The sequence below is a fragment of the Paraburkholderia kururiensis genome (genome assembly GCF_034424375.1).
In the GTDB taxonomy this organism is placed as follows: Bacteria; Pseudomonadota; Gammaproteobacteria; order Burkholderiales; family Burkholderiaceae; genus Paraburkholderia; species Paraburkholderia kururiensis_A.
In genome coordinates this window covers 1,667,092-1,692,136 of record NZ_CP139965.1, presented here as the reverse complement: position 1 = coordinate 1,692,136, position 25,045 = coordinate 1,667,092, and the positions used below count along the sequence as shown (strand labels likewise).

The window sequence follows — 25,045 nt, the reverse complement described above, 5'->3', positions numbered from 1 at the left end:
TCTCCTTTATTGACCGGACGGGTGTCCGGCGTTGTTGATGTTTCTGTGCGGCACGTCGTGTTGCGGCGGCGTATTGAAGCTGCGCATTGAGGCGGCGCATCGCCTCTCTTCAGATAAGCCCTTCAATTCGAGCGCGCGAGCAGCCGCTTGTCGCGCATCGCCCGCATCCGTGCGGCAAGATTCGGCACGAGCACCGATGCGAGCAGCAGTGCGCCCGTCACGATGGTGAGCGTTTCGCTCGATACGTCGACGAGCGTCAGCGCATTGCGCAGCACGCCTACGATCAAAAGCGAGAGCAGCACGCCGTACATCGATCCGCGTCCGCCGAAGATGCTCACGCCGCCGAACAGCACGGCCGCGATCACGGCAAGCTCGAAGCCTTCGCCGTTGTCGCCGCGCGCGCTCGTGAAGCGCAGCGTGTAGACCACGCCCGCGAGCGCGCTCATGGCGCCGGAGAGCACGAAGAGGCGCAGCCGGATTGTCGCGACGTCGATACCCGAAAACGCCGCCGCGGTGGCATTCGCGCCGATGGCGAAGAGGCTGCGGCCGAACGCGGTGGCCTGCAACAGCACCGTGAACAGCACGGCCGCGACGATCACGATCAGAAACGGCAGCGGAATGAACGTGCCGCCCAGCGTGTTCATGCCGAACAGCGTCCACGCCGGCGGAAAATCGGCCACGGCCTGGTCGCCCAGCAGCACGTAGGCGAGCCCGCGAAAGAGCGCGAGCGTGCCGATCGTCACCGCCAGCGAAGGCAGGTTCAGCTTCACGATGACGAGCCCGTTGAAGAGCCCCGCGAGTGCGCCGAACACGATGACGAGTGCGACTACCGCCGGCATCGGCAACCCCATGTGCCAGAGCACGCCCATCAGTGCACTCGATGCGCCGAGCACGGACGCCACGGAAAGATCGATCTCGGCAGCCACGATGATGAGCGTCATCGGCAACGCCATCAGCGCCACTTCGGTCAGGTCCGCCAGCACGTTGCTGAGATTCGCGCCGGAGAGAAACACCGGCGACAGCACACGCCCCAGCACGAGGCACAGTACGAGAATCACGGCGAGCAGCGTTTCCCAACTCAGCGGAACGGCGCGGCTGCGCGTGAGCAATGCAGAGTCGGGCTTGACCCCGGGCTTAGCCATGATCGCGTTTCCTCATCATGCGTTTGGCGACGGAACGGGCGAGCAGCGTATCCGCGGCGATGGCGGTCACGATCAACGCGCCTTCGATGGCCTGCTCCCAGAACGGCGAGACGTGCAGCACGACGAGCGCAATGCTGATCACGCCCAGCACGAGCGCGCCGAGCGTGGCACCGAGTATCGTGCCCACCCCGCCCGTAATCGCGACGCTGCCCACCACGGCGGCGGCCACGACCTGAAGCTCGATGCCCTTCGCGGTGCTGGCGTCCACCGTGCCGAAGCGTGCGAGCCACAGCGCGCCGGCGAGTCCCGCAATGCTTCCCGAGATCAGGAAGCCCGTCATCACGCGCCGCTCCACGTTCACGCCGGCAAGGCGCGCGGCCTCGGGGTTCGAGCCGATCGCGTAGTACTCGCGGCCGGGGCGGAACTGCTTGAGATACACGGCAAGCGCGAGCAACACGAGCGCGGAGAGCAACACCAGCGTGGGCAATCCGAATACGGCACCCGTGGCGAGCCGCGAGAACGCGTCCGGCAGACTCGTGGCGTTGATCTGTCCGCCGTGCACCCACGCGTAGTCCGCGCCGCGAAAAATGTAGAGCGTGGAAAGCGTGGCAACGAGCGAAGGAACGCGCCCCACCGCAATGAGCAACGCGTTGATGGCGCCGCCCACGAAGCCGATGCCGAGCCCCGCCGCGAGCGCAACGACCACCGGCATGTGCGGAAAAGCCACGTAGAGGCTGCCCACCGCATACGCGCTGATGCCGACCACCGACCCCACCGAGAGATCGATATGACGCATCAGGATCACGACGGTCATGCCTGCCGTAAGCAGCGCCACAATGGAGACGTTGAGCAGTACGTCGCGCAGATTCTGCAGATTGAGGAACTGCGGCCGCGCCAGCGCCGTGCCGACAATCAGCAGCACGAGCACGATGAAGAGCGTGGTCTCGCGGCTCTTCGCGAGCATGCCGACGATGCCGCCGGGCGCACTGCGGCCGGCAATCGCAGCGGTCGTGCCTTCGGTCTGCGGCAGCGCGTGGCTGTGCGTAGTCGAGTGGCGCATCATGCGGCCCGCCCCAGATGAATGTCGCGCTCGCCCAGCGCCGCGCTCATGATCCGCTCTTCGGTTGCTTCCGCACGCGCGATGGCGGCCGTGATGCGCCCTTCGTGCATCACGAGCACACGGTCGGCCATGCCCAACACTTCGGGCAGTTCGCTCGAAATCATGAGCACCGCCATGCCCTCGCGCACGAGTTCGGCGAGCGCGCCGTACACCTCGGCCTTCGCGCCCACGTCGATGCCGCGCGTGGGTTCGTCGATGATGAGCACGCGCGGCCCCGTAGCGAGCCACTTGCCAAGCACCACCTTCTGCTGGTTGCCGCCCGAGAGCGTGCCCACTGGTGCGTTGAGGTCGCCGGCCTTGAGTTGCAGCCGCTTGCCCCACTGGCTCGCGAGTTGCACCTCGCGGCCCGCCGATATCAGGCCGTGGCGCACGAGCCGCCCAAGCACGGTCATCGATGCGTTGCGCGCAATGCTCAGTTCCAGCGCGAGTCCCTGCTGCCGGCGGTCTTCAGGTACGAGCGCGAGGCCCGCCTTCACGGCCGCCGCGGGCCGGCCCGGCGCGAGCGGCTTGCCCGCAATGCGAATCTCGCCGGCATCGAGCGGATCGATGCCGAAGATCGCACGCGCCACCTCACTGCGCCCTGCGCCCACGAGGCCCGCGAGCGCCACGATCTCGCCTGCGCGCACCTCGAACGAAATGTCCTTGAACACGCCGATACGCGTAAGCCCGCGCACCGCGAGCAGCACCTCGCCAGGCGTCACGTCGGCCTTCGGATAGAAGCTCTCCAGATCGCGGCCCACCATCTTCGCGACGATCGCGCCGGTGGAAAGTTCGCTGGTGGGCGCGTCGAACACCTTTTCGCCGTCGCGCATGATGGTGACGTGCTGCGTGAGCGCGAACACCTCTTCGAGCCGGTGCGTGATGAACAGAATGGCCACGTCACGCTCGCGCAGCTTGCGCACGATGGCGAAAAGCCGTTCGACTTCGGGCAAGGAAAGCGCGGCAGTGGGTTCGTCCATGATGAGCACGCTCGCGTTCAGCGAGAGCGCCTTGGCGATCTCCACCACCTGCTGGTCCGCAATGGAAAGTCCGCGCACGAGCCGTTCGGCCGTGAGTTCGACGCCGAGCGACGCGAGCAGCGCATCCACTTCGCGATGCATGGCGCCGTAGTCGATACGCCCCAGGCGATCCACGGGCTGGCGCCCCATGTAGATGTTCTCGGCAATCGAGAGATCGAAAAATAGTGTGGGTTCCTGATAGATCACTGCGATGCCGGCATCGCGCGCTTCGCCGGGGCTCGCAAAGCGGCGCGCGGTGCCGTCCATGCGCAGCTCGCCGCCGTCGGGCTGATGCACGCCCGCGAGAATCTTGACGAGCGTCGATTTGCCCGCGCCGTTCTCGCCGAGCAGCGCGTGCACTTCGCCGGGCCACAGCACGAGGCTGCCGTCGATCAGCGCGCGCACGCGGCCGAACGACTTGCTCGCGTGGCGCAGCTCGAGGCGCGGCACGCCGCGGTCATGTGCTTTCGTCTCCAAACCGTGTCTCCGTGTTGGGGCCGCCGTGTTGCTGTCGTGTTATGTGCGGCCCGGGTGTGCTGCTCAGATCCGGTAGAACTGCTCCGCGTTGGTGCGAAAGAGCGCGGCCTGCTCGCTATCGCTCGCACCGCTCACGATGTCCGCATACGCATGCCACAACGCACCATATGAACCGAACAACCGGTCCACCGGAAAATTCGAGGCGAACATGGCGCGCTCCACGCCGAACGTGTCGAGCGTTTGCAGCACATACGGGCGCAGGCTTTCCACGGTCCATGCGTGATCGAACATCGCCAGGCCGCTGATCTTCACGGCCACGTTCTGGCACGCCGCCAGCGCGCGCATGCCTTCGCGCCAGGCGCGATAGCCGGCCACGCTGTTGCGGTCCACGAACATGCCCGCATGATTCACGATGATCCGGATGTCGGGATGCGCCCGCGCAAGGGCCGCGGCCTCTTCCATCTGTGACGGATACAGTTGCAGATCGAACGAGAGCCCGTACTTAGCGAGCAACGCGAAGTGGCGACGCCAGGTGTCGTCGCGCAGGTAGTGGCGTCCCACGTAGTCGTAGAGCGGATTCCCGTGCACGTTGAGAATCTGCCGGATGCCGCGCGTGTTGGCGAACGCGGCGTGGGCGGCGAGAATCTCCGGTGCGTCAGGCCGGCTCAAATCCGCGGCGGCCACGATGCCGTTGGGCCAGCCGCCGCCCGCGCTCGCCTTCTGTTCGCGCGAACCGTCTGCGAGCGATTGCAGCCAGCGCGTTTCCTCCACCGGGTCCGCAGGGTCGTGATTCGCCTCGACGTGCACGACCTTCAGCACGTCGACATCGCCGGCCTCGCTCGCATCGCGCACAAGGTCCGCCACGACGTAGTTGTGCGCGAGTTCACGCGCGTCGCCTACGAACGAAACGCCCGGTTTCGCGAGCCACGGGTAATGGTGCGTGTCGATGTTCCAGAAGTGAACGTGCGGATCGACGACCTGCAAGGTCTGCGGCATGGCGCTCTCCGTTGGCCGGTTCAGGGCAGATGGAACAGCGGTTCGAGCGACTTTTGCAGCGGCGCGCCGTCGGGCGCGGTCTGCATGATGTCGGCCATGTAATCCCACCATTTGCGCATGATGGCGAGTTGCGGAAGCTCGTTCATGGTGTGGCCGGCGCGGCGCTTGAGCACGGCGAAGAGATAGTGCGTGCTGTCGTCGAAGAAGATCCAGTAGTCGCTGATGCCGGTTTCACGCAGTGCGTCGGCCAGCGCGGGCCAGATCTCGCGATGGCGACGCTCGTACTCGTCGCGTTGACCCGGGTTGAGCACCATCCGGAAGGCGATTGTCTCCATGCTCCGTTTCTCCTCGCGTGCGGGTTTTGGCGGGCCCGGCGCCGTATTTGAAGCGACTATAATTCGTGCACCGATAGCCAACCAATCCGTTGTTGGGATCGGTCGATCCACAAACCGAATCGCACATGGCCATGAACCCTCAGGCAGTGGCAGTCGCGCTCGTCAACCGGCTCAAATTCAAACACCTTGCACTGCTCGTCGCACTCGACGACGCACGCAACGTCCATCAGGCCGCCGAGTCCATCAACGTGGCGCAACCCAGCGCCAGCCGCATGCTGAGCGACATCGAAGAGGCCTTCGGCTTTCGTCTCTTCGAACGCAGCGCGCGCGGCATCGAACCCACGGCGCTCGGCACCGTGACGCTCGCCTACGCGCGGCGCGCGCTCGCGGAACTCACGCGCTTTGCCGAAGACCTCGACGTGAAGCGCAAGGGCGGGCACGGGCAGCTCACGGTGGGCGCCATCATGGGCGCGGCCCCCGACGTGCTGGCCATGGCCGTGGCCGCGCTGAAAACCGAACGGCCGCTCCTCAACGTGCGCATTCTGGGCGAGACCAGCGACCAGCTCGTGCAGCTGCTGCATCGCCGCGAAGTGGATCTCGCCTTGGGGCGTCTCACCACGCCGCTGCAACACAACGACTTCCATTTCGAACCGCTTGCGCGCGAACCGCTGCTGCTCGTGGTGCGCGCGCGCCATCCGCTTGCGCGCAACACGAGCGTGACGCTGCAGGAACTGGTGGACTGGCCCTGGGTCGCGCAGCCCATCACGAGTCCGGCACGCGTGCTGTTCGAAGAAGAGCTTGCGCGTGCGGGGCTCGCCACGCCGGTGAATCTGACCGAATGTGCGTCCGTGTTCGCCACGCTTCAACTGCTCGAAAAATACGATGCGGTTGCGATGCTGCCGGAATCGGTGGTGCGCGACCACATGCGCGGCAAGCTGCTCGTGGCCCTGCCGCTCGAAATCGGCAAGAGCCTGCCGGGCTTCGGCGTGCTCACGCGCAAAAACGAGCCGCTCGCCGAACCGGCCGAACACTTCGTGAGCCTGCTGCGCCGCTTCTCGCAGCCGCTTGCCGAGGCACGCGCGGGCAGCCATTCCGCTGCTTCTGCCGCAGACGGCTACGAAGCGGCCGCGGCGCCTGGCGCATCTTCGCTGCCGGTTCATCGAACGTTCACTGCAGGTTGACGAAGAGGCCGCCGTCCACGAGCAACGCGGCGCCGGTCACATAACGCGCGCGGTCCGAGGCGAGAAACACCACGCAGTCGGCCACGTCCTCCGGCGTGCCGAGGCGCCCCAGCGGAATGCGCTTTTCGAAGTACGCGCGCTTCGTCTCGTCGGCAAGATCTTCCGCGTTCAGGTCCGTTGCAATGGTGCCGGGCATGACGGAATTGCATCGGATTCCGAACGGACCCAGTGCGATGGCGCACGACTGCATTAGCGAATGCACGCCGGCCTTGGTGGGCGTGTAATGCGTCTGCATGCCGCCGCCCACGAGCGCGCTGATGGAACTGGTGGCGACAATGGCGCCGCCCGTGCCCTGCTCCTTCATCTGCCGTGCCACGGCCTGCGTCACGTAGAACGCGCCGTTCAGGTTCACGCCCACGGTGCGTTCCAGCACCGAAGGCGGCATGTCGAGGAACGCATGGAACGGGCAGATGCCGGCATTGCTCGCGAGCACGTCCACCTTGCCGAACGACTCCACGGTATGGCGCACGAGATCGATGCCCGTTTGCGGCGCGGCCACGTTCCCTTCGATGGCAATTGCGCGGCGGCCCAGTTTTTCGATCTCGGCCACCACTTCCGAGACGGCCGTGCGGCGGCCGTATGAAGCGTCGTTGTCGCCCCAGTAGTTGATCGCGACATCGGCGCCTTCGCGCGCACTGGCTATCGCAATCGCACGGCCGATGCCGCGCGAACCGCCGGTGACGATCACCACCTTGTCCTTGAGCAGCACGTTGTTCTCCTTACGGGGATGGGCATTTCAGGCCCTATCTGAAGGCCTCATTGCAATGCACTTCGACACACCCGTCAATGCGTATGCGGCCGTTCGAGCGCGCATTCCGGATTCAGCCGCACGCCGAACCCCGGCGTGTCGGGCACCTTCATGCGGCCGTTCACGGGCACGGGTTCGTCGAGCAGGAGCGGCGTGAACATCGGCACCACCTGATCGGCCTTCGGCGCCATCATCAGGAACTCGGAGAACGGCGAGTTGTGGCGCGTCACGACGAAGTGATAGCTGTACACGGACGACCCGTGCGGCACCACCATCACATTGTGCGCGTCCGCCAATGCCGAAATCTTGATGAGTTCCGTGATGCCGCCGCACCAGCCCACGTCGGGCTGGATCAGGTCGCAGCAGCCCATTTCGAGCAGCATGCGAAAGCCCCAGCGCGTCGCCTCGTGCTCGCCCGTGGAGACGAGCATGCCGCGCGGCACGTTGCGGCGCAGTTCCGCGTAGCCCCAGTAGTCGTCGGGCGGCAGGCATTCCTCGATCCATTTGAGACCGTATTCGTGCGCGGCCTGCGCGAGGCGCGTGGCGTAGCGCACGTCGAGACTCATCCAGCAGTCGTACATCAGCCAGAAATCGTCGCCCACGCGGTTACGCATTTCTGCGAGCTTCTCGATGTTCTGCCGCAATCCCTCCTCGCCTTCCGCGGGGCCATGCTGCAACGGCAGCTTGCCGCCGATAAAGCCCATCTGCTTCGCAAGGTCCGGGCGCGCGCCCGTGGCGTAGAACACGAGTTCGTCGCGCACGGGGCCGCCCAGCAGTTGATAGACGGGCTCTTCGCGCACCTTCGCGAGCAGGTCCCACAGCGCGAGATCCACGCCCGAGATCGTATTGAGCACCACGCCCTTGCGGCCGTAGTAAAGCGTGGCGTAGTACATCTGATCCCACATCTTCTCGATGTCGGTCACAAGCTGGCCTTCCAGAAAACGCGCGAGGTGCTTTTCGACGATGAACGCGCCAATCTCGCCGCCCGTCGTCACGCCGAAGCCGACCGTGCCGTCGCTCGCCTCGATCTCCACCACGAGCGTGCCGAGCACGTTGATGCCGAACGACTGCCGGCTCTGCCGGTACTCGGGATAGCGCGCCATCGGCGTGGCGATGTGATCGTCGATCCAGTGCCCGTCGCCCTGGTCGTGATAATCGGCGCCGCCGCCGCGAACGATGAAGGCACGCACATGCTTGATGGTGGGCATGGCCATGGGTAATCGCTCCCTTTGCTTGATGAGCGTGCTCGACGAGCCCGCTGGATTGAATCAGCGCGCGCGGTGTGCACGCGGCTCGAAGGTATCGGCGCTGGGCGCGGCTTCGCGCGGCACCCGCGTGCCGACCAGCAGCGCCGCAACGAGGCTCGCCGCGCCGAGCATGGCAAGACCTGCGGCTGCGCCGCTCGTGGCCGTACCCGTTGCCGCGAGGTGCTGGACCAGCGCACGCAGACTGGGCGCGATGAAGCCGCCCAGGCTGCCCAGCGAATTGATGAGCGCGATGCCGCCGGCCGCTGCCGCGCCCGTGAGATAGCGCGTCGGAAACGTCCAGAAAAGCGGCTGGGCAGCAATAAAGCCGCTCGCGGCACAGCACAGTGCGAGAAGCGCGAGCAACGGGCTTTGCGTCATGCCCGAAAGCGCAATGCCGAGTCCCGCAAGAACGAGCAGCATGACGGCCCACGCGCGATGCGTGCCGGTGCGATCGGCATGGCGCGGCACGCACCACGTCACCGCGAGTGCGCACAGCCACGGTACCGCTGTCACGAGCCCCACCTTCAGACCCACGCGCGTACCGAGCAACGATGCCACCTGTTGCGGCAAAAAGAAGATCACGCCATACACGCTCACCTGGATCAACGCGTAGATGGCGGCGAAGAGCAGCACGCGTGCATTGAACAGCGCATCGATCACCTGCTGTGGACCGTGCGCGGCGGCATGGCGCGCGTCGCGCTCCACGGCTTCCGTCAGCACGCGGCGCTCGGCGTCGTCGAGCCAGCGCGCGTTGGCGGGCTTGTTGTCGAGATACCAGAACGCCCACACGCCTACCGCTGAGGCAAGCCCGCCTTCGATCAGAAACAGCCACTGCCACCCCGCGAGTCCGAACAGGCCGTGCATGTCGAGCAACAGCCCCGAGAGCGGACCGCCGAAAATAAACGCGAGCGGCGCGCCGAAATAGAAGACGCCAATGGCACGGCCGCGGGCCGCCTGCGGAAACCAGTGCGTGAGGTAATAGATGATGCCGGGAAAGAAACCCGCCTCGGCCACGCCCAGCAAAAAGCGCAGCACGTAGAACGACCCAGGTGTGCTCGCCAGACACATGGCGCTCGAGACAAGGCCCCACGTCACCATGATGCGGCACATCCATGCGCGGGCGCCCACGCGATGCAGCAGCAGATTGCCTGGCACTTCGAACAACGCGTAGCCCGCGAAAAACACGCCCGCGCCAAACGCGAACGCTGCGTCGGACAGGCCCGTATCGTGTTGCAGCGCCTTCTGCGCGAAGCCGATATTCGCGCGGTCGAGAAACGCCAGCACGTACATGAGCAGCAAGAACGGCAGCAGACGGCGCATCGCCTTGCTCACGATGCGATCTACGGAAGGCATTGAAGTCGTCGGGTTCATCTTGTTTCCCCTGGGACGTCCGATTCGCGACGCAGCCCGTCAGTACGTGGCGCGGCCACCCGACAGATCGAATACGGAACCCGTGCTGAACGCGCAGTCTTCCGACGAGAGCCAGACGATCAACGAGGCCGCTTCTTCCGGCATCAGGAAGCGATTCATCGGAATCTTCGAGAGCATGTAGTCGATGTGCTGCTGCGACATCGAATTGAATATCTCCGTCTTCGCCGCCGCGGGCGTCACGGCATTCACCAGAATGTTCTTCGTCGCGAGTTCCTTGCCGAGCGACTTCGTGAGGCCGATGAGGCCCGCTTTCGATGCGCTGTAGTGCGAGGCGTTCGGGTTGCCCTCCTTGCCCGCCACCGACGCGATGTTCACGATGCGGCCATAGCCTTGTTTCAACATGTGGGGCACCACGGCGCGGCACGTCAGATAAGGGCCGATCAGATTCACGTCGATGACGCGGCGCCACACCTCGGGCTCCAGTTCCCACGTCACGCCATTGCCGCCCGTAATGCCGGCGCAGTTGATGAGTACGTGAATGCCGCCATGCGTCTGCACCGTCTGCTGCGTCGCGGCGTCGACAGAACGCTCGTCGGTCAGTTCGACGGTAACGGCCGATACGGTGCCCAGCTCGGAGAGTTCGCGACGGCTGCTTTCGAGGCGATCGGCGTCGATGTCCCACAGCGCGACCGCCGCACCCGAACGCAGCGCGCGCTCCGCGACGGCATAACCGATGCCGCGCGCGCCGCCCGTAATCACCATGACCCGGCCGTTCAAGTCGATCTGATTCATTGCTCCTCCAATAGGGCGGCACGTGGGACGTGCGCGGATGTCTCGTTCGTTTTTGGCCGGCCGCGTGAAGGCACGGAGGTCCATCACGGCCGCGTTGCAGAGCACTATAGGCGAGCGGTGATAGCCGAACAATCCGGAAGCGGCATAGGGTGATAGCAAAGATGGATCGCACGCAGGTTGGACGGCATGCGCCGGATCATCGACAATCCGGTCTGGCGCAAGAGCGAAACGGACATTCGCTCGTGCCGGGATCTCGCCCACGCGCCACCCACCCCACTCGAAGAACAGACGAACGCCCATGATCGAGCGTCACAGCGCGTTAGCGCTTCGTAAAGTAACGGCCGTGATGGTGAGCTTGGGCGCGAGCCTCGGCGCATGGCATGCGGAGGCGGCCGGCTTGCCCGCCGCCGTCGTCGCGCAATTGCCGGCCGGTTACGTGCCGATGGTGTATCACGCGGGCCCGCGCATCGAAGGCGGGCAGCAAAGCCTGCTCGTCGTGGCTCACCGGCCCGACGACTCGGCAGACCAGCCGTCACCGCGTCCCCTCTTTATCTTCGAGGAACAGGCGGGCGGCCAATACCGGCTCTCGGCGCGCAACGATACGGTCGTATTGCGGGCCAACGAAGGCGGTCAGTGCGATCCGTTCGAAGACGGCTACGACGGGCTCGCGGTCAAGGGCCGCTACTTCACGGTGCAGAACGCCGTGGCGTGCGGCGCGCATTGGACCGACTTCATCACGTTCCGCTACGACGCCGCACAACGGGCGTGGCTTTTCGACAGCGACATCTTCACGTCGTCCGATCCGCTCAACGGCACGCCGGACAAAACCGACATGACCCGTGCAAATCGCGCGAAGCCGGTCACGTTCGACGCCTGGCGTCCCGCTCGCTGAGACGGCGCGGCTGAGGTCATGCAATGAGAGACAACATTGCCGTGCTGAAACGAAGCACGCTCGCCACGTTCCTGTGCCTCGCTTTACTCGCGGGCCGTGCAGCGGCGGAACAAACGCGGGAGCCCCCGGGGCCCGTCATGATGGTCCACTTCGACTATTACCCGAAGGACCGCGCGCGAATCCACGCGCTGGAACAGCGACTCGCGACGGCAATCAAGCGTGCGGGCGCAGGCGAGCTTGGCGAGACCGAGTTGCACGCCGACGGCAACGACGGCTATCTGTATCTGTATGGGCCGGATGCGGACAGACTCTATGCCGTGACGCGGCCCATTCTGAGATCGTCCCCGCTGATGGCAGGCGCCGAAGTCACGACGCACTACGGAGCGCGCGCGCAAACGTTCGGCCTGAACGATCACCGCGCGCCCTAAAAAGGGCATGGCGAATGTCGCCATGCCGTAAATCACACCTTCTTGACGAACTCCGATTTCAGGCTCATCGCGCCGAAGCCGTCGATCTTGCAATCGATATCGTGGTCGCTGTCCACGAGCCGGATGTTCTTCACCTTGGTGCCCATCTTGATCACGCCACCCGAACCCTTCAGTTTCAGGTCTTTGATGACGGTGACGGTATCGCCGTCCTGCAAGACGTTTCCTGCGGAATCGCGATAAACGCGCGCGGCCGTTTCGGCGGATGCGGCAGAGGCAGCCGCTTCTGCGGACCATTCGTGTGCGCATTCCGGGCAGATATAGACGCCCCCGTCTTCATACGTGAACTCGGAATGGCATTTTGGACAGGGCGGTAACGTACTCATATGTAATCCTTGGTACCTGACAAAATCGATGAAAAGCGCGCCAGTATAGCGCCCCGCACTGCCCCGATTCGATCCTGTCGTCTGATGATCGACTGTCGATAACGAACCGCGGGTTATCGAACAGGGCCTCGCGACCTAAGATGCCTCTATGGTTTGGCACATCAAGAAAGGGAGCATCGCCATGCACATTCAGACCAGCGGCACGACCATTCACGTAAAACAACAGGGCGACGGCGACCTCGCGCTCGTGTTTCTCCACTATTGGGGCGGCTCGTCTCGCACGTGGGATGGCGTCGCCTGCGAACTGAAGCGCCGCTACAGGATCATCGCAACGGACCATCGCGGCTGGGGCGAGTCAGGCGCGCCCGAGCACGGCTACGCGCTCGCCGATCTCGCCAACGACGCGGAGGAAGTGATCGAAGCGTTGAGCCCGAGCCGCTATGTCGTGGTGGGTCATTCGATGGGCGGCAAGGTCGCGCAATTGCTGGCATCGCGTCGGCCCGCGGGGCTACAGGGGCTCGTGCTGGTGGCGCCGTCCCCGCCTTCGCCGATGGCGCTTGCCGATGAACAGCGCGCCGCGATGACTGCGGCGTACGACTCGCGCGAATCGATCGAGTGGGTACTGGACCATGTGCTCACGGCGAAGCCGCTTGCGCCTGAGCTTCGCGAACAGGTCATCGCGGATAGTCTGCGCGGCGCGCCGCAGGCCAAGGCCGCGTGGCCCAACGCCGCGATGCTGGAAGACATCACCGCCAATGTCGCTTCCATCGACGTGCCGGTGCTCGTCATTGCAGGCGAGCGCGACCAGGTGGATCGCGTCGAGACATTGCAGCACGAATTGCTGCCGCGCCTTCACGGTGCGCGTCTACATGTATTGCCGGACACGGGGCACCTGTCACCGCTCGAAGCACCGTATGAACTGGCGAGCGTGATTGAAGCATTCGTTCGCGAGCGGTGACGGCGATCCGGACTTCACGGCGCGAACCGCGAGCGTAGCGATTCAACGCGGCTTCATGCCAGGCCCGCTCAGGCGTCTACGAGCCAACCCGAGCCGCGCTGCCGCGCGAGCGCTTCGGGGCCGCCTTGCGCGGCCGCGCGCCGCGATCCCAGGGCGGCTCGTCCCCGAATGCCGCCACGAGATGATCGATCAGGCTTCGAACCTTCAGCGGCATGTGGCGCGCGCTCGGATAAACCGCCTGAATCGCCAGTTCGGTCGTCCTGTATTCGGGCAGCAACGCAACCAGGTGCCCCTCTGCAATCTGTTCTCCGAACACGAATGTCGGACCATAGACGATGCCTGCGCCGGCAAGCGCCGCGTCGAGCAGCATCTGCGTATTGTTTGCCGCCATCCGGCAAGGGCCATCGATGACGTGCGTACGGCCCTTTGCATCCACCAGCGTCCAGTCTCCGACGGAAACGGCCTCGCTGAACGTGAGGCGGGGCGCCTGCCGCAAGTCGCGCGGCGTACGCGGCGTACCGTGTCGCTCGAGATACGCCGGTGACGCACAGATCACCATGCGACACGGCGCGAGGCGCCGCGCAACGAGTCCCGAATCGGGCAGGCGTCCAATTCGTATCGCCACGTCGACGCCCGCTTCGAGCAGGTCGACATAGCGGTCGCTCAGCGACACTTCGACGTTGACGTGCGGATGCGCTTCCAGATAGCGCGCCAGCACCTTGCCAAGATGCATTGCGCCGAACGTGACAGGAGCGGCAATCCGCAGCACGCCGCGTGTCGTTCCTTGCGCGTCGCTGGCTTCGCGGTTGGCCTCGTCCCAGGCGTGCAGAATCTGTTTGCAGCGCTCGTAATAGCGCGCACCGATATCCGTGAGACTCAGGCGGCGCGTGGTGCGCTGGAGCAGCCTCGCGCTGAGTTCCGACTCGACGGCACTCACGTACTTGCCCGCCATCGCGGCGGACAAACCAAAGCGCCGCGCGGCCGCGGCAAGGCTGCCTTCCTCGACCGCGGCGACGAACACTCCCAGGGCAGTCAGCCGGTCCATTCGTTCCTCGATTCGATCGTATCGTGACGGGAGCCGTGAGCATAAACCAGTCGCTGCATGGGACAAAGACGTAAAGGGCTCAAGGGACGGCGTCAATAGCTGCGCGGCGTCAGCAGTTCCGACAGGCCCACACGGTGTAACATCTCGGCCCTCAACCGGTCGAGCACGGCAAAGCCTACGTCGGCACCGTCTTGCGTCGGGTCCACGTGCACGCGGAACGGACGCTGACCAAACGGCGCGTTCACGATATCGACCAGCGCCTGTGCGACGAGCGCTGCGGCGGCGTGCGGCGGCACGATCGCGGCAAAGGCCTTCTGGATACGCTCGCCCAACCCGGCGTTCGGCCCGGCCTCATACGCTTCGAGCACCTGCTCATCCGCGGGACGGCCCGCATGGGCGAAGTGATTCGTGCCGGACGTGAAGGCACCGGGCACCACGATGGAGGTCTCGATACCCCAGCTCGACAGCTCACGCGCATATTGAACCGCGATGGAATCCATCGCAGCCTTCGCGGCGAAATAAGGCGCGAGATACGGCGGCGTGCCGCCCGCCGAACTGCTGCTCGACACCCATGCAAGCAGGCCGCGCCTCTGCTTGCGCATCTGCGGCAGCACCGCCCGGTTCACGCGCTGCGTACCCAGCACGTTGATGTCGTAAAGCTCGGCGTATTGCTCCGGCGTGAACGCTTCCGCGGGTCCGAACGCCATGTGGCCCGCGTTATGAACCATGACGTCGATACGGCCGTGTTCGCGAATCACGTGTGCAATGCCCGCGTCCACGGAAGCCTGCGACAGCACATCGAGTTCGACGGTGCGCAGATCGACGCCATGTTCCGAGGAAAACCGCGCCATCTGCGCGACGACCGGCGCGTTGCGCCCCGCTGTGTCGCGCATCGACGCGTAGACAGTGTGGCCGGCTTTTGCCAGCGCTTCGGCACCCAGGCGGCCAAAGCCGCTCGACGCACCGGTCACTACGATGACGTGTTGCATGTCGACTCCTTTGATTGCGATGGGTTCGATTGAGGGGACCAGGTTGCGCGTCACACAATGCCGCCGTTCACGCGCAGCGTTTGGCCGTCGATCCAGTCGGCCGCGCTGCTCACCAGAAACGCCACCACAGACGAGATGTCCTCGGGCTGCCCCAGACGTTCGAGCGGCGGCATTTTGGCGAGCCGTTCCACCTGCTCGGGCGTCTTGTCCTTGAGAAAGAGTTCGGTGGCCGTGGGCCCCGGCGCCACCGCGTTCACGGTGATGTTGCGGCCACGCAGTTCCTTCGCGAAGATGTTCGTCATCGTCTCCACCGCGGCCTTTGTGGCGGCGTAGACGGAGTAGCCCGGCGTCGCGAGTTCCTTGATGCTGCTGCCGAAATTCACGATGCGCCCGCCGCTGCGCAGCTTCTTCGCTGCCACACGCAACGTGTTGAACGTTCCCTTCAGGTTGATGGCAACGAGCCGGTCGAACAGCGTGTCGTCGGTATCGACCAGCGGCACGAGGCCCGGCTGCATGATGCCGGCGTTGTTCACGACGATATCGACGCCGCCGAACAGCGTGATGGCCTGATCGAACATCGCCGCCACCTGGGCCGGCACAGCGACGTCGGCCTGAACCGCCGCGGCGCGACCGCCCGCGGCTTCGATTTCCGCGACGACCGCTTGTGCGTCGGCCGCACGGCCCGCGTAATTCACGACGACGGCGATGCCGTCCGCGGCGAGACGCCTGGCAATGGCCGCGCCGATGCCGCGCGAGGCGCCGGTGACGATCGCCACTTTCGATGCGTGGTGCACTGTGTTTGCGTTGGCTTGCGTGCTCATGGTGACGCTCCTTTCGAGTAGGGGGTGAGGCGATGGGTCCATCATCGTCCCGGCCTACCTCTAACGGAAGTCGCATAGCCGGCATATCGCTTATACTCCGCGCGTATGAGCATCTTCGACGACCTCACCCTGCTGCGTACCTTCGTCGCCATCGTGGAGAGCGGCAGTCTCTCCGCGGCGGCGCGCAAGCTGCATCTGACCCAGCCCACCTTGAGCCGTCAGTTGCGCGCGCTCGAAGACCTGTGCGGCGCCGCGCTGCTACGCCGCGACACGCACCGCATGAGCCTCACCGACATGGGTCATCAATTCCTCGCGGACGCACAGGCGCTGCTGGCGCTGGCAGAGGAATCTGAACAGCGGCTGCGCAACGACCAAAGCGAGTTGAGCGGCAATATCCGCATGTTTTCGACCATCGACTTCGGTCAGTCGGCGGTGAGCCGGCTGATCAGCAGCTTCATCCAGGCGCATCCGGGCGTGCGCATCGAACTGGGCTATTCGAATCGCCCGCTGCACATGATCGAGGAAGGCTGCGACGTGGGCATTCTCGCGGGCACGCTCGCCGACGACCGCGTGGTGGCTCGCCCGCTCGGCGAGATCGCGCGATATGTCGTCGCGTCGCCGTCGTTTCTGAAGGATCACAAGATTCGCGGCACGCCGGAATCGCTCGGCAAGCTGCCGTGGATCGCGCTGTCCAGCCGGCAGTTCGGCGGTTCGCGAGACGTCACGCTGCACTCGGGCAATGCAACGCACACGCTGCCAATCGAGCCCGTGTTCGTGACCGAGGGCGTGACGAGCATTCGCGAGTCGGTACGCATGGGACTGGGCATTGCAGTACTGCCGGAATGGTTGGTCGAGGAAGACCTGATATCGGGGCGCCTCGTGCGAATCGTGCCGAAGTGGCACGCAAAGCCCCTGCCCGCACAGATCATTTTCCCGGTGCAACGCCGGCTGCCGTTTCGCGTGCGGGCGTTTATCGAATTTGCTACGGAATATATGCGGACGGTTTTGAAGCCGACGGGCAACAAGCGGTAGCGTGGCGAATTCCGGCGCGGCGACTCGCCGATGCGCGCTACGCAGCGTGCGAACTCACGCGCGCGTCATTCGCCGCAAGCGCATCGCGTGCAACCGCTGGCTGAGCCCCTTGAACACGCTGCGCTCGTGCGGGTCGCCGAAATGCAGCAGCACGGTGCAGCGAACACGGGAAGGCGCGCAGGCCTGGTTCGCATGCAGCGAACGCATACCCCAGAAGAAGTACAGATTCCCCGGCGTCAACGTGACGACCTTCGCCGACAGCGCTTTCTGGACAAACGCTAAACGCCACATGGGCGCGAGCAGTTTCTCGATCAATAGCTTTTCGAAAATGTTGACGACTGGTGATCGCCTTGCGTTGCGCAAGTTCGGAAACATCACGAGGTGGCCCGGCGGCTCGCCCGGGTCGCACGGAATCAATACCGGCAGCAGGATGGAAACGACGTACGAGTCGTAGTGGAAGTTGCACGAGTGACGCCGCCCCTGCGTGCCGGCCAGCACGCGCATGACGGGCAAGATCCGGTCACTGGGCGGCGGCACGCCCATCTTGAGCATATAAAGCTGGCGTAACAGGGCGAGCAGCTCGACGTCGTCGAAAAGCGGGCCGAGGCAGGTATTGACGCACCACGCTGCGCCGTTGAGGGCGAAGTATTTGAAGCCGTCGTGTTCGATCAGTTCGGATACCGTGCGGCGCAGCGTTGCCAGTACGGACGCCGGCACGATGTCGTTCAGTACGCCGAACCCGGATTCGTCCATCGACACGGCGAGCGCGCGAGCGCTCTGCGCACTAATGGGGGCGAAGTCGCCACGCTCAGGGTATTCATCTAACGCGGTCATCGCAGTTCTCGTCTGTTGTTTTGAATATCGGCCCACCCGCCATACGAAGCACACTAAAGGGAAAATCTGTCGTATTCCGTTCGCCCGCGTACAGTAATCGAAATAATCAGATTGCTTAAAAACGCATTAAAAGCGCTTTAAAGCCGTCATGCCGGATAAATAAAACCCCTGTCCCGATTGATTCAGGTCAACGGCAACGGCGCACGCGTGGCATAGGTTCCGATAGCGCAGAACGAACCAGCCACCACCACGCACGGGGAAGCGAACATGAACAGGCGTACCTTTTTCCTCGGCGCAGGCGGTGGCGTGGTGCTGGCCGCCGGCGCGACCGCCTGGATGTCGTCTACAGGATCGATGGCCGATTACGACGCCTACGCTGAAAGCCTGCGTACAGCGCCCGCTGTGCCGCCCAGCATGCGCGACGTCATTCGCTACGCCACGCTTGCCGCCAACAGCCACAACACGCAGCCCTGGCGGTTTCGCATCGGCAACCGGTTCATCGAGATTGCGCCGGATGTCTCGCGCCGAACGCCCGCGGTCGACCCCGACGATCATCATCTGTTCGTGAGCCTCGGCTGCGCGGCAGAAAACCTCGCTATCGCGGCGACCTCGCTGGGATGGCCCGGGGAACTCCAGATCGCGCCGGACGGAAACCTCATACGCTATGCCTTCGTCAACGGACCGACGATCGCGAGTCCGCTCTACGCAGCCATTCCGAAACGGCAATCCACGCGCGCCGAATACGACCGACGCTCCGTTCCCGCCGCGCACCTTGCGCTCCTGAAACACACGGCCGATACCGCCGGCGTTCACCTGGCTATCCTGACTAATCGCGCGGATATCGACAGACTCAAGGAACAGGTGGTTGCCGCCAACAGCATTCAAATGGCGGACATGGCGTTCATGCGGGAGCTGAAGCAGTGGGTCCGGTTCAATCCACGCAGCGCGATGACGTCAGGCGATGGCCTGTTTTCGGCCACAAGTGGCAACCCGGCGCTGCCGGACGCCATTGGACGGTTCGCGTTCGAGCGTTTTTTCAATGCGCGCAGCGAAAGCGACAGGTGCGCACGTCAGGTCGATTCTTCATCCGGCGTCGCGGTATTTGCCGGCGACCGCGAAGACAAGGCGCACTGGATCATGGTGGGCCGCGCCTGCCAGCGCTTCGCGTTGACTGCGACGAGCCTCGGCATCAAGGTGGCCTTCATCAATCAGCCCGTTGAAGTGGCGCGGTTCCGTGCTGACCTGGCAGGTCTTGTCGGAATAGCGGGGCGGCGGCCCGACATCGTCCTGCGCTTCGGCTATGGGGCGACGCTGCCGCTCTCTCTCCGCCGGCCCGTGGAAGCGGTGCTGACTCGATAACGCGAGGGATCTAAAGCGGCCGGCGCAGCGGCATCACGCAAGGTGGCGTGAAGGCACGCCGGCCGCGTGTGAGACGTGCGCGAGCGAACCTCACGCCCCGCTCACCACCTCGATACGCAACGCCTCGCCACCCGCCACGATCGCCAGCAACCGGTCCACGTTCGGATGCGCGCCTGGCCGCTTGCGTGCGTCGTCGGTGTGTTCGGCGAATACGGCCAGTCCGTGCTGCGCGGCCCCGGCGTCCAGCGTGCCGAACGTCGCTTGCAGGTAGTGGTAGACGGCAAGCGATCCCTGCTTGCCGGGCACGTTGTCGATGCTGGCCACCACCGCGCCGTTGCCGTCGATCAGATCGATGCGCGCGATGCCTTCAATGCCCGGCAGGCGGGCGAGGTTGTCCTTGAATACGTTGCCTGGTTGAATCACTGACTACACTCCGTGGGTCTGGAAACTGAAAAGGAAGCGGAGAACATCGAACCGCGGCGTCTCACTGCGCCGCGCGCGGCGCCAGCGCCCGCAGCACGTCGCGCCAGCTCACGATGCCGACTGGCCGCAACCCGTCGCGCACGATGGGAATGCACGACACGCCCTTGTCGAGAAATATCTCGACGGCCGCTGAAACGTCCGCATCCGGCGGCAGCGTAACGGGCTTCCTGCCCATGATCTGGTGCACGCGCCGGTTCAGCGTCGCCACGTCGCGCGGCGCTTCCACCACGCTGTCGATGAACGGGCTCAGCGCGCGCAGCAGGTCGCGGTCGGAGACGACGCCCTGCAATTCGCCGTCTTCCACCACGAGCAGGTGATGAAATTTGGCCGAATCGAAGATGTGTTTGACGGTCGCGAGGGTGTCGTCGAAGCTCACCATCACGACGCGTGTGGTCATGATTTCCCTGATTTCCATGAATGGTCCCCTGTGCCGCCGATGCTCGCCGCGCCTCTCGCCGTGCGGGCGCATCGCGATGGCGCGAATAATAGCGCGTTCCGGGCCGGCTCAAACAGGCCGCGTTCCAGAAAAGAACGCGCGGCGGGATGTCGATTCCCGCCCGGCTCGTTCGTCGTCCATGAGAAGCGGCTGATCGAATCCGTCGATGCCGCGCTCCCTGAACCCGACACGGTGAACCGCCATGCCCCTGGAACTCTACGCCCACCCTTTTTCTTCTTATAGTCAGAAGGTGCTGATCGCGCTCTACGAGAACGGCACGCCCTTCGAATGGCGCCCGCTCGGGCCCGAGCATCCCGAGAACGGTCACGCGCTCGCCAGGCTATGGCCCATGCGGCGCTTTCCGCTGCTCGTGGACGGCGAGCGCGTGGTGACGGAAGCCACCATCGTCGTCGAGTATCTGCAGCTCAACTATCCGGGCCCGGTCCGGCTCTTGCCCGACAATCCGCATGAGGCGCTGGAAGTGCGCAGCATGGACCGCTTCTTCGACAACTACGTTTCCACGCCGCAGCAGAAGATCGTCCACGACAGCATGCGGCCCGAGGCGGAACGCGATGCGCGCGGCGTGGCGGATGCGCGCGCGATGCTCGAAACGGCTTACGCCTGGCTCGACAAGCTCATGGCCAGACGCGAATGGGCGGCGGGCGACGCGTTCAGCCTCGCGGATTGCGGCGCGGCGCCGTTCCTCTTCTACGCCGACTGGACGCATCGCATCGATGCGACGTTCGCGAACGTGATTGCCTACCGGAAGCGGCTGCTCGCGCGGCCCTCGTTTGCGCGCGCCGTGGACGAGGCGCGGCCGTACCGGCCGCTGTTTCCGCTTGGGGCGCCGGACCGCGATTGAAGGAAGAGAGAACGACGCGGCCGCCACGCGAGAGGAAACGAACGCGGGCGGCCACCGCAACTGGAGTGCCAGGAAGGCGGAAATCCAGAACGCGGCAAAACGACAATCAACGCCGGTTCGACCCCGACACCACGTCGATCCACACGGCGAGCACGAGGATGGTGCCCTTCACGATCATCTGCCAGTACGCGTCGACGTCGAGCATCGACATGCCGTTGTCGAGGCTCGCCATCACGAGCGCGCCGATCAGCGCGCCATAGACGGTACCCGAGCCGCCTCGCATCGACGTGCCGCCGATGAAGCACGCCGCGATCGCATCCAGTTCGCCCATCGAGCCCGCCGACGGCGACCCGGCCGCGAGGCGCGCGGTGTTGATGATGCCGCCGAACGCGCACATCAGGCCCATCAACGCGAAGATGGCGAGCTTGACGCGGTCGGTGTTCACGCCCGACAGACGCGTGGCTTCGAGGTTCGAGCCCACCGCATAGATGCGCCGGCCGAACACGGTCTGCGTGGCGATCCACGTGAAGATGCCGAGCAGCGCGAGCAGCAGCAGCACCGGCACCGGAATGCCGCCGTACTGGTCGAGCATGGCGACGAACGCGAGCAGCACGGCACCCGCTGCGATCACCTTCGTCACGTCCTGCCACATCGGCACCACGGCAAGCTGATAGTGCTGCCGATTGCGCCGGTTGCGCACCGTGAGCAGCGCCACCACGACGAACAGCACGACCGCGAGCGTGTCGCCCACCACGCGCGGCAGGTAGCCCTGGCCGATGAACACGAGGTTGTCGGACACCGGCGCGATGGTGGACCCGCCCGTGATGCCGAGCAGAATGCCGCGATACGCGAGCATGCCGCCCAGCCCCACGATGAACGACGGCACGCGCCGCCATGTGGACCACCAGCCGTTGAACATGCCCACCAGCACGCCGAGCACCATCACGGCGGGCACGGTCGCGGCCACGGGCCAGTGGTGGTTGACGTCGAGAATCGCGGCCACGCCGCCCAGGAGACCGAGCAGCGACCCGACAGAAAGATCGATCTCGCCCGCGATGATGACGAACACCATGCCGCACGCGAGCATGCCCGTAATCGACATCTGCCGCAGCAGGTTCGACACGTTGCGCGGCGTGACGAACGCACCATGCGTGAGCACCGAGAAGAAGATCCAGATGGCCGCCACCGCGAGCAGCAGCGCGAGCACCTTGTAGCGCGCGAACAGTTGCTTGACGCGTTCGGCGCCGTACGGCGACGGCGCAGGCGATGAAGTGAGGTCGGGAGTCATGCTGCACTCGCTCCGGTATGAGTGATGAACGGACCGGCGCCGGCCGTTTCAGCGGGGCGCCGCGCGGGCTGAATGGCCGCGGTGAGAATGCGTTCCTGCGTGAGGCCGTCGTTGACGAAGTCGCCGCGCAACTCGCCTTCGCCGATCACGAGCACGCGGTCGCTGATGCCGAGCACTTCGGGCAACTCCGACGACACCATCACGATGGCCATGCCGCGCTTCGCGAGTTCGAAGATGAGCCGGTAGATCTCGTACTTCGCGCCCACGTCCACGCCGCGCGTGGGCTCGTCGAGAATCAGCACCTTCGGCTCGGTCATCAGCATTTTCGTGAGCACGGCCTTTTGCTGGTTGCCGCCGGAAAGGCTCGCAATGGAAAGCATCGGGTGCGCCGTGCGGATCGACAGGCGCCGGATCTGCGCGTGGATGGCGTCGAGTTCGGCCGCGGCGTCGATACGTCCGCGCTTCGAAAAGCGCTCCAGCACCGCGAGCGTGATGTTGTGGCCCACACCGAGCGCAGGCACGATGCCGTGACGCTTGCGGTCCTCGGGCACCATTGCAATGCCGGCGCGAATGGCGTCGAGCGGCGCGCGCACCTTGAGCGGCTTGCCTTCCAGCATCACGGTGGCACTGCTCGTGCCCGGATACGCGCCGAACACGGCCTGCATGAGTTCGGTGCGCCCCGCGCCCACCAGACCCGCCACGCCCAGAATCTCGCCACGCCGCACCGCGAACGACACGTCGTCCACGCGTTTTCTGCGCGGGTTCGTCACGTCGAAGCACGTGACGTTGCGCGCTTCGAACACGACCTCGCCCACGGTGTGTTCTTCACGCGGAAAGAGCTGCGTGATCTCGCGGCCCACCATCATCTGGATAATGCGTTCAGTGGTGAGCGTGCTCATGGGCGCCGTGCCCACGTGCCGGCCGTCGCGGATCACCGTGATCGTGTCGCACACGGCCTCCACTTCGTCGAGCTTGTGCGAGATGTAGACGCACGCCACGCCGCGCCGTTTCAGGTCGCGCACGATGTCGAGCAGAATGCGCGTTTCCGATGCCGTGAGCGACGACGACGGCTCGTCGAGAATCAGCAGCTTCGCGCGCTTGTTGAGCGCCTTCGCGATCTCGATCAACTGCTGGTGGCCGCCGCCGTAGTTCATGACGGGCTGCGCCACGTTGATGCCTTCGATGTTGAGGCTGCGCAGCAGTTCGTCGGCCCGTTGATACATGGCCGCGTAGTTCATGCGGCCGCCGGGCAGCGTGATTTCGTTGCCCAGAAAAATGTTCTCGGCCACCGAAAGCTCGGGCACGAGCATGAGTTCCTGGTGAATGATGACGATGCCCGCGTGCTCCGTATCGCGCACGTTCGCGGCTTTGAGCGGCTTGCCTTCCCAGAGGATCTCGCCTTCCCATGTGCCGTGCGGATACACGCCCGAAAGCACTTTCATCAGCGTCGATTTGCCGGCGCCGTTCTCGCCGCACAGGCCCACGCATTCGCCGGCATGCACGGTGAGGTCGATGCCCGACAGCGCCTTGACGCCCGAAAAAGCCTTGACGATGCCGCGCATCGTCAGCAGTGGTTGCTCCATTCGCTTTTGCCTCACTGAGGGGATACGACAGCAGCATCAGGCTCGCAGCAGGCGCGCGAAGGCGGCCCGCTGCGAGTGCCTGCCCCCTGCCCGCTTATTGGCTCGCGAGTTGTGCCTGCGTGTAGAAGCCGTCCTTCACCACCACATCCACGTTGCTCTTCGTGAGCAGCGTGGGTTGCAGCAGGACCGTGTCCACCTTCTTCTTGCCGTTGTCGTATTGCGCGTTGTACGCGGGCTTTTCGCCCTTCGCGAGCTGCACGGCGAGCTTCGCGGCTTCGCCCGCAATCAGCTTGAGCGGCTTGTAGACCGTCATGGTCTGCGTGCCCGCGATCACGCGCTTCACGGCGGCGAGGTCCGCGTCCTGGCCCGAGACGGGCACCTTGCCCGCCAGGTGCTGCGCGGCCAGTGCCTGGATCGCGCCGCCCGCGGTGCCGTCGTTCGAGGCCACCACGGCGTCGATCTTGTTGTTGTTCGCCGTCAGCGCGTCTTCCATGATGCGCAGCGCAGTGGACGCGCTCCACTCCGGTACCCACTGCTGACCCACCACCTTGATGTCGCCGCGGTCGATGGCGGGCTTCAACACCTTGAGCTGCCCTTCGCGCAGCATCTTCGCGTTGTTGTCGGTGGGGGCGCCGCCCAGCAGGAAGTAGTTGCCCTTCGGCTTCGCGTTATAGACCCCCTGCGCCTGCAGTTCGCCCACCTTCTCGTTGTCGAACGAGATGTAGGCGTCCACGTCGGCATCCAGAATCAGGCGGTCGTACGACACCACCTTGATGCCCGCTTTCTTCGCTTCGGCCACCACGTTGCCGAGCGTCTTCGAATTGAACGGCACGATGACGATCACATCGACGCCGCGCGAGATCAGGTTTTCGATCTGCGAAATCTGGCGCTCTTCGCTGGCATCCGCGGACTGCACGGAGACGGTTGCGCCCAGCTTCTGCGCGGCGGCCACGAAGTAGTCGCGGTCGCGCGACCAGCGCTCCACACGCAGGTCGTCGATGCAGAAGCCGATTTCGGGATGGTCCTTGCTCGCATGCGCAAGCGGTGCGACAAGCGAGAGGCTCGCGGCCATGGCGGTGCATAGCAGCGAAGCCAGAACGGAACGACGGGTAGCACGCAGTACGGGTTTCATGTCTCACTCCTGTTTATGGTCGTTGATGTAATGCCGTCTTGCGACGCCGCGCG

General features: G+C 64.9%; 26 protein-coding genes. 7 read left to right on the top strand and 19 right to left on the bottom strand.

Annotation, left to right across the window (positions count from 1 at the left end; translation table 11 throughout):
* Positions 1 to 122 precede the first annotated feature (122 nt).
* From U0042_RS07640 to U0042_RS07620, 5 genes are all read right to left on the bottom strand, one after another.
* Positions 123 to 1,142, bottom strand: a complete 1,020-nt coding sequence (locus U0042_RS07640) for an ABC transporter permease (protein WP_114810431.1) — start codon at positions 1,140 to 1,142, stop codon at positions 123 to 125.
* On the bottom strand, positions 1,135 to 2,205 hold the full coding sequence (locus U0042_RS07635; RefSeq protein WP_114810430.1) for an ABC transporter permease: 1,071 nt from the start codon (positions 2,203 to 2,205) through the stop codon (positions 1,135 to 1,137). Before U0042_RS07635 ends, U0042_RS07640 begins: the two co-directional genes overlap by 8 nt.
* Positions 2,202 to 3,737 (bottom strand): sugar ABC transporter ATP-binding protein, encoded by a 1,536-nt coding sequence (locus tag U0042_RS07630; RefSeq protein ID WP_419150501.1) that lies wholly within the window; start codon positions 3,735 to 3,737, stop codon positions 2,202 to 2,204. Before U0042_RS07630 ends, U0042_RS07635 begins: the two co-directional genes overlap by 4 nt.
* A 63-nt stretch (positions 3,738 to 3,800) precedes the next feature.
* The gene (locus U0042_RS07625) at positions 3,801 to 4,721 is read right to left on the bottom strand and encodes an amidohydrolase family protein (RefSeq protein ID WP_114810684.1); all 921 of its coding nucleotides are present in this window, start codon (positions 4,719 to 4,721) and stop codon (positions 3,801 to 3,803) included.
* A 32-nt stretch (positions 4,722 to 4,753) separates the two neighbouring features.
* Positions 4,754 to 5,068, bottom strand: a complete 315-nt coding sequence (locus U0042_RS07620; RefSeq protein WP_114810429.1) for an L-rhamnose mutarotase — start codon at positions 5,066 to 5,068, stop codon at positions 4,754 to 4,756.
* A gap of 131 nt (positions 5,069 to 5,199) precedes the next feature.
* On the opposite strand from U0042_RS07620, the gene U0042_RS07615 reads away from it, so the two are divergent.
* A complete protein-coding gene (locus tag U0042_RS07615; RefSeq protein ID WP_114810683.1) occupies positions 5,200 to 6,249 on the top strand; it encodes a LysR family transcriptional regulator in 1,050 nt (349 codons plus the stop codon).
* Here U0042_RS07615 and U0042_RS07610 read toward each other — a convergent pair.
* From U0042_RS07610 to U0042_RS07595, 4 genes are all read right to left on the bottom strand, one after another.
* On the bottom strand, positions 6,236 to 7,018 hold the full coding sequence (locus U0042_RS07610) for an SDR family NAD(P)-dependent oxidoreductase (RefSeq protein WP_114810428.1): 783 nt from the start codon (positions 7,016 to 7,018) through the stop codon (positions 6,236 to 6,238). The genes U0042_RS07615 and U0042_RS07610 overlap by 14 nt on opposite strands.
* A 74-nt stretch (positions 7,019 to 7,092) precedes the next feature.
* Entirely contained in the window at positions 7,093 to 8,271 is a 1,179-nt protein-coding gene (gene rhmD / locus U0042_RS07605; RefSeq protein WP_114810427.1) for an L-rhamnonate dehydratase, read from the bottom strand.
* Between the two features lie 54 nt (positions 8,272 to 8,325).
* Positions 8,326 to 9,657: an MFS transporter gene (locus tag U0042_RS07600; protein WP_114810426.1), complete on the bottom strand. Its 1,332-nt coding sequence runs from the start codon at positions 9,655 to 9,657 to the stop codon at positions 8,326 to 8,328.
* Positions 9,658 to 9,714: 57 nt separating this feature from the next.
* A complete protein-coding gene (locus U0042_RS07595; protein ID WP_114810425.1) occupies positions 9,715 to 10,467 on the bottom strand; it encodes an SDR family NAD(P)-dependent oxidoreductase in 753 nt (250 codons plus the stop codon).
* Positions 10,468 to 10,813: 346 nt separating this feature from the next.
* Here U0042_RS07595 and U0042_RS07590 point away from each other — a divergent pair, with 346 nt between their 5' ends.
* Positions 10,814 to 11,359 carry a hypothetical protein gene (locus tag U0042_RS07590; RefSeq protein ID WP_114810682.1) on the top strand — a complete coding sequence of 182 codons (546 nt, stop codon included), beginning with the start codon at positions 10,814 to 10,816 and terminating at the stop codon, positions 11,357 to 11,359.
* 23 nt (positions 11,360 to 11,382) lie between these two features.
* Complete coding sequence (locus tag U0042_RS07585) at positions 11,383 to 11,787, top strand: hypothetical protein (RefSeq protein WP_232833317.1); 405 nt, start codon at positions 11,383 to 11,385, stop codon at positions 11,785 to 11,787.
* A 32-nt stretch (positions 11,788 to 11,819) separates the two neighbouring features.
* Here U0042_RS07585 and U0042_RS07580 read toward each other — a convergent pair whose 3' ends face one another.
* Complete coding sequence (locus tag U0042_RS07580) at positions 11,820 to 12,170, bottom strand: zinc ribbon domain-containing protein YjdM (protein ID WP_114810424.1); 351 nt, start codon at positions 12,168 to 12,170, stop codon at positions 11,820 to 11,822.
* A gap of 181 nt (positions 12,171 to 12,351) precedes the next feature.
* Here U0042_RS07580 and U0042_RS07575 point away from each other — a divergent pair, with 181 nt between their 5' ends.
* Positions 12,352 to 13,128 (top strand): alpha/beta fold hydrolase, encoded by a 777-nt coding sequence (locus U0042_RS07575; RefSeq protein ID WP_114810680.1) that lies wholly within the window; start codon positions 12,352 to 12,354, stop codon positions 13,126 to 13,128.
* 76 nt (positions 13,129 to 13,204) lie between these two features.
* On the opposite strand, the gene U0042_RS07570 is transcribed toward U0042_RS07575, so the two are convergent.
* The 3 genes from U0042_RS07570 to U0042_RS07560 form a co-directional block, all read right to left on the bottom strand.
* The gene (locus tag U0042_RS07570; RefSeq protein WP_114810423.1) at positions 13,205 to 14,173 is read right to left on the bottom strand and encodes a LysR family transcriptional regulator; all 969 of its coding nucleotides are present in this window, start codon (positions 14,171 to 14,173) and stop codon (positions 13,205 to 13,207) included.
* Between the two features lie 92 nt (positions 14,174 to 14,265).
* Entirely contained in the window at positions 14,266 to 15,162 is an 897-nt protein-coding gene (locus U0042_RS07565) for an SDR family oxidoreductase (protein WP_114810422.1), read from the bottom strand.
* Between the two features lie 50 nt (positions 15,163 to 15,212).
* Positions 15,213 to 15,983 carry a glucose 1-dehydrogenase gene (locus U0042_RS07560; RefSeq protein ID WP_114810421.1) on the bottom strand — a complete coding sequence of 257 codons (771 nt, stop codon included), beginning with the start codon at positions 15,981 to 15,983 and terminating at the stop codon, positions 15,213 to 15,215.
* A gap of 105 nt (positions 15,984 to 16,088) precedes the next feature.
* On the opposite strand from U0042_RS07560, the gene U0042_RS07555 reads away from it, so the two are divergent.
* Positions 16,089 to 17,015, top strand: coding sequence for a LysR family transcriptional regulator (locus U0042_RS07555; RefSeq protein WP_114810420.1), 927 nt, complete (start codon positions 16,089 to 16,091; stop codon positions 17,013 to 17,015).
* Between the two features lie 54 nt (positions 17,016 to 17,069).
* Here U0042_RS07555 and U0042_RS07550 read toward each other — a convergent pair whose 3' ends face one another.
* Positions 17,070 to 17,849 carry a hypothetical protein gene (locus tag U0042_RS07550; RefSeq protein WP_114810419.1) on the bottom strand — a complete coding sequence of 260 codons (780 nt, stop codon included), beginning with the start codon at positions 17,847 to 17,849 and terminating at the stop codon, positions 17,070 to 17,072.
* Positions 17,850 to 18,155: 306 nt separating this feature from the next.
* Here U0042_RS07550 and U0042_RS07545 point away from each other — a divergent pair, with 306 nt between their 5' ends.
* On the top strand, positions 18,156 to 19,208 hold the full coding sequence (locus U0042_RS07545; RefSeq protein ID WP_232833316.1) for an Acg family FMN-binding oxidoreductase: 1,053 nt from the start codon (positions 18,156 to 18,158) through the stop codon (positions 19,206 to 19,208).
* 90 nt (positions 19,209 to 19,298) lie between these two features.
* Here the strand turns inward: U0042_RS07545 and U0042_RS07540 are convergent, their stop codons facing one another.
* Both U0042_RS07540 and U0042_RS07535 read right to left on the bottom strand, forming a co-directional pair.
* Positions 19,299 to 19,631: a DUF2322 family protein gene (locus tag U0042_RS07540; RefSeq protein ID WP_114810417.1), complete on the bottom strand. Its 333-nt coding sequence runs from the start codon at positions 19,629 to 19,631 to the stop codon at positions 19,299 to 19,301.
* 61 nt (positions 19,632 to 19,692) lie between these two features.
* Positions 19,693 to 20,106 (bottom strand): CBS domain-containing protein, encoded by a 414-nt coding sequence (locus tag U0042_RS07535; RefSeq protein WP_114810416.1) that lies wholly within the window; start codon positions 20,104 to 20,106, stop codon positions 19,693 to 19,695.
* Positions 20,107 to 20,329: 223 nt separating this feature from the next.
* Between U0042_RS07535 and U0042_RS07530 the strand changes: the two genes are divergently transcribed.
* Positions 20,330 to 20,989 (top strand): glutathione S-transferase family protein, encoded by a 660-nt coding sequence (locus U0042_RS07530; protein WP_114810415.1) that lies wholly within the window; start codon positions 20,330 to 20,332, stop codon positions 20,987 to 20,989.
* 106 nt (positions 20,990 to 21,095) lie between these two features.
* Here the strand turns inward: U0042_RS07530 and U0042_RS07525 are convergent, their stop codons facing one another.
* The 3 genes from U0042_RS07525 to xylF form a co-directional block, all read right to left on the bottom strand.
* Positions 21,096 to 22,277 (bottom strand): sugar ABC transporter permease, encoded by a 1,182-nt coding sequence (locus U0042_RS07525; RefSeq protein ID WP_114810414.1) that lies wholly within the window; start codon positions 22,275 to 22,277, stop codon positions 21,096 to 21,098.
* Positions 22,274 to 23,860 carry a D-xylose ABC transporter ATP-binding protein gene (gene xylG / locus U0042_RS07520; RefSeq protein ID WP_114810413.1) on the bottom strand — a complete coding sequence of 529 codons (1,587 nt, stop codon included), beginning with the start codon at positions 23,858 to 23,860 and terminating at the stop codon, positions 22,274 to 22,276. Before xylG ends, U0042_RS07525 begins: the two co-directional genes overlap by 4 nt.
* A gap of 94 nt (positions 23,861 to 23,954) precedes the next feature.
* A complete protein-coding gene (xylF, locus tag U0042_RS07515; RefSeq protein ID WP_017775541.1) occupies positions 23,955 to 24,992 on the bottom strand; it encodes a D-xylose ABC transporter substrate-binding protein in 1,038 nt (345 codons plus the stop codon).
* Positions 24,993 to 25,045 lie beyond the last annotated feature (53 nt).

Coding starts and splice junctions, on each gene's coding strand:
- U0042_RS07535 (WP_114810416.1), bottom strand. CDS start 20,106: ATGGAAATCAGGGAAATCATGACCACACGCGTCGTGATGGTGAGCTTC.
- U0042_RS07580 (WP_114810424.1), bottom strand. CDS start 12,170: ATGAGTACGTTACCGCCCTGTCCAAAATGCCATTCCGAGTTCACGTAT.
- U0042_RS07560 (WP_114810421.1), bottom strand. CDS start 15,983: ATGAGCACGCAAGCCAACGCAAACACAGTGCACCACGCATCGAAAGTG.
- U0042_RS07635 (WP_114810430.1), bottom strand. CDS start 2,205: ATGATGCGCCACTCGACTACGCACAGCCACGCGCTGCCGCAGACCGAA.
- U0042_RS07620 (WP_114810429.1), bottom strand. CDS start 5,068: ATGGAGACAATCGCCTTCCGGATGGTGCTCAACCCGGGTCAACGCGAC.
- U0042_RS07575 (WP_114810680.1), top strand. CDS start 12,352: ATGCACATTCAGACCAGCGGCACGACCATTCACGTAAAACAACAGGGC.
- U0042_RS07600 (WP_114810426.1), bottom strand. CDS start 9,657: ATGCCTTCCGTAGATCGCATCGTGAGCAAGGCGATGCGCCGTCTGCTG.
- U0042_RS07565 (WP_114810422.1), bottom strand. CDS start 15,162: ATGCAACACGTCATCGTAGTGACCGGTGCGTCGAGCGGCTTTGGCCGC.
- U0042_RS07525 (WP_114810414.1), bottom strand. CDS start 22,277: ATGACTCCCGACCTCACTTCATCGCCTGCGCCGTCGCCGTACGGCGCC.
- U0042_RS07555 (WP_114810420.1), top strand. CDS start 16,089: ATGAGCATCTTCGACGACCTCACCCTGCTGCGTACCTTCGTCGCCATC.
- U0042_RS07530 (WP_114810415.1), top strand. CDS start 20,330: ATGCCCCTGGAACTCTACGCCCACCCTTTTTCTTCTTATAGTCAGAAG.
- U0042_RS07595 (WP_114810425.1), bottom strand. CDS start 10,467: ATGAATCAGATCGACTTGAACGGCCGGGTCATGGTGATTACGGGCGGC.
- xylG (WP_114810413.1), bottom strand. CDS start 23,860: ATGGAGCAACCACTGCTGACGATGCGCGGCATCGTCAAGGCTTTTTCG.
- U0042_RS07570 (WP_114810423.1), bottom strand. CDS start 14,173: ATGGACCGGCTGACTGCCCTGGGAGTGTTCGTCGCCGCGGTCGAGGAA.
- U0042_RS07590 (WP_114810682.1), top strand. CDS start 10,814: ATGGTGAGCTTGGGCGCGAGCCTCGGCGCATGGCATGCGGAGGCGGCC.
- U0042_RS07640 (WP_114810431.1), bottom strand. CDS start 1,142: ATGGCTAAGCCCGGGGTCAAGCCCGACTCTGCATTGCTCACGCGCAGC.
- rhmD (WP_114810427.1), bottom strand. CDS start 8,271: ATGGCCATGCCCACCATCAAGCATGTGCGTGCCTTCATCGTTCGCGGC.
- U0042_RS07550 (WP_114810419.1), bottom strand. CDS start 17,849: ATGACCGCGTTAGATGAATACCCTGAGCGTGGCGACTTCGCCCCCATT.
- U0042_RS07585 (WP_232833317.1), top strand. CDS start 11,383: ATGAGAGACAACATTGCCGTGCTGAAACGAAGCACGCTCGCCACGTTC.
- U0042_RS07615 (WP_114810683.1), top strand. CDS start 5,200: ATGAACCCTCAGGCAGTGGCAGTCGCGCTCGTCAACCGGCTCAAATTC.
- xylF (WP_017775541.1), bottom strand. CDS start 24,992: ATGAAACCCGTACTGCGTGCTACCCGTCGTTCCGTTCTGGCTTCGCTG.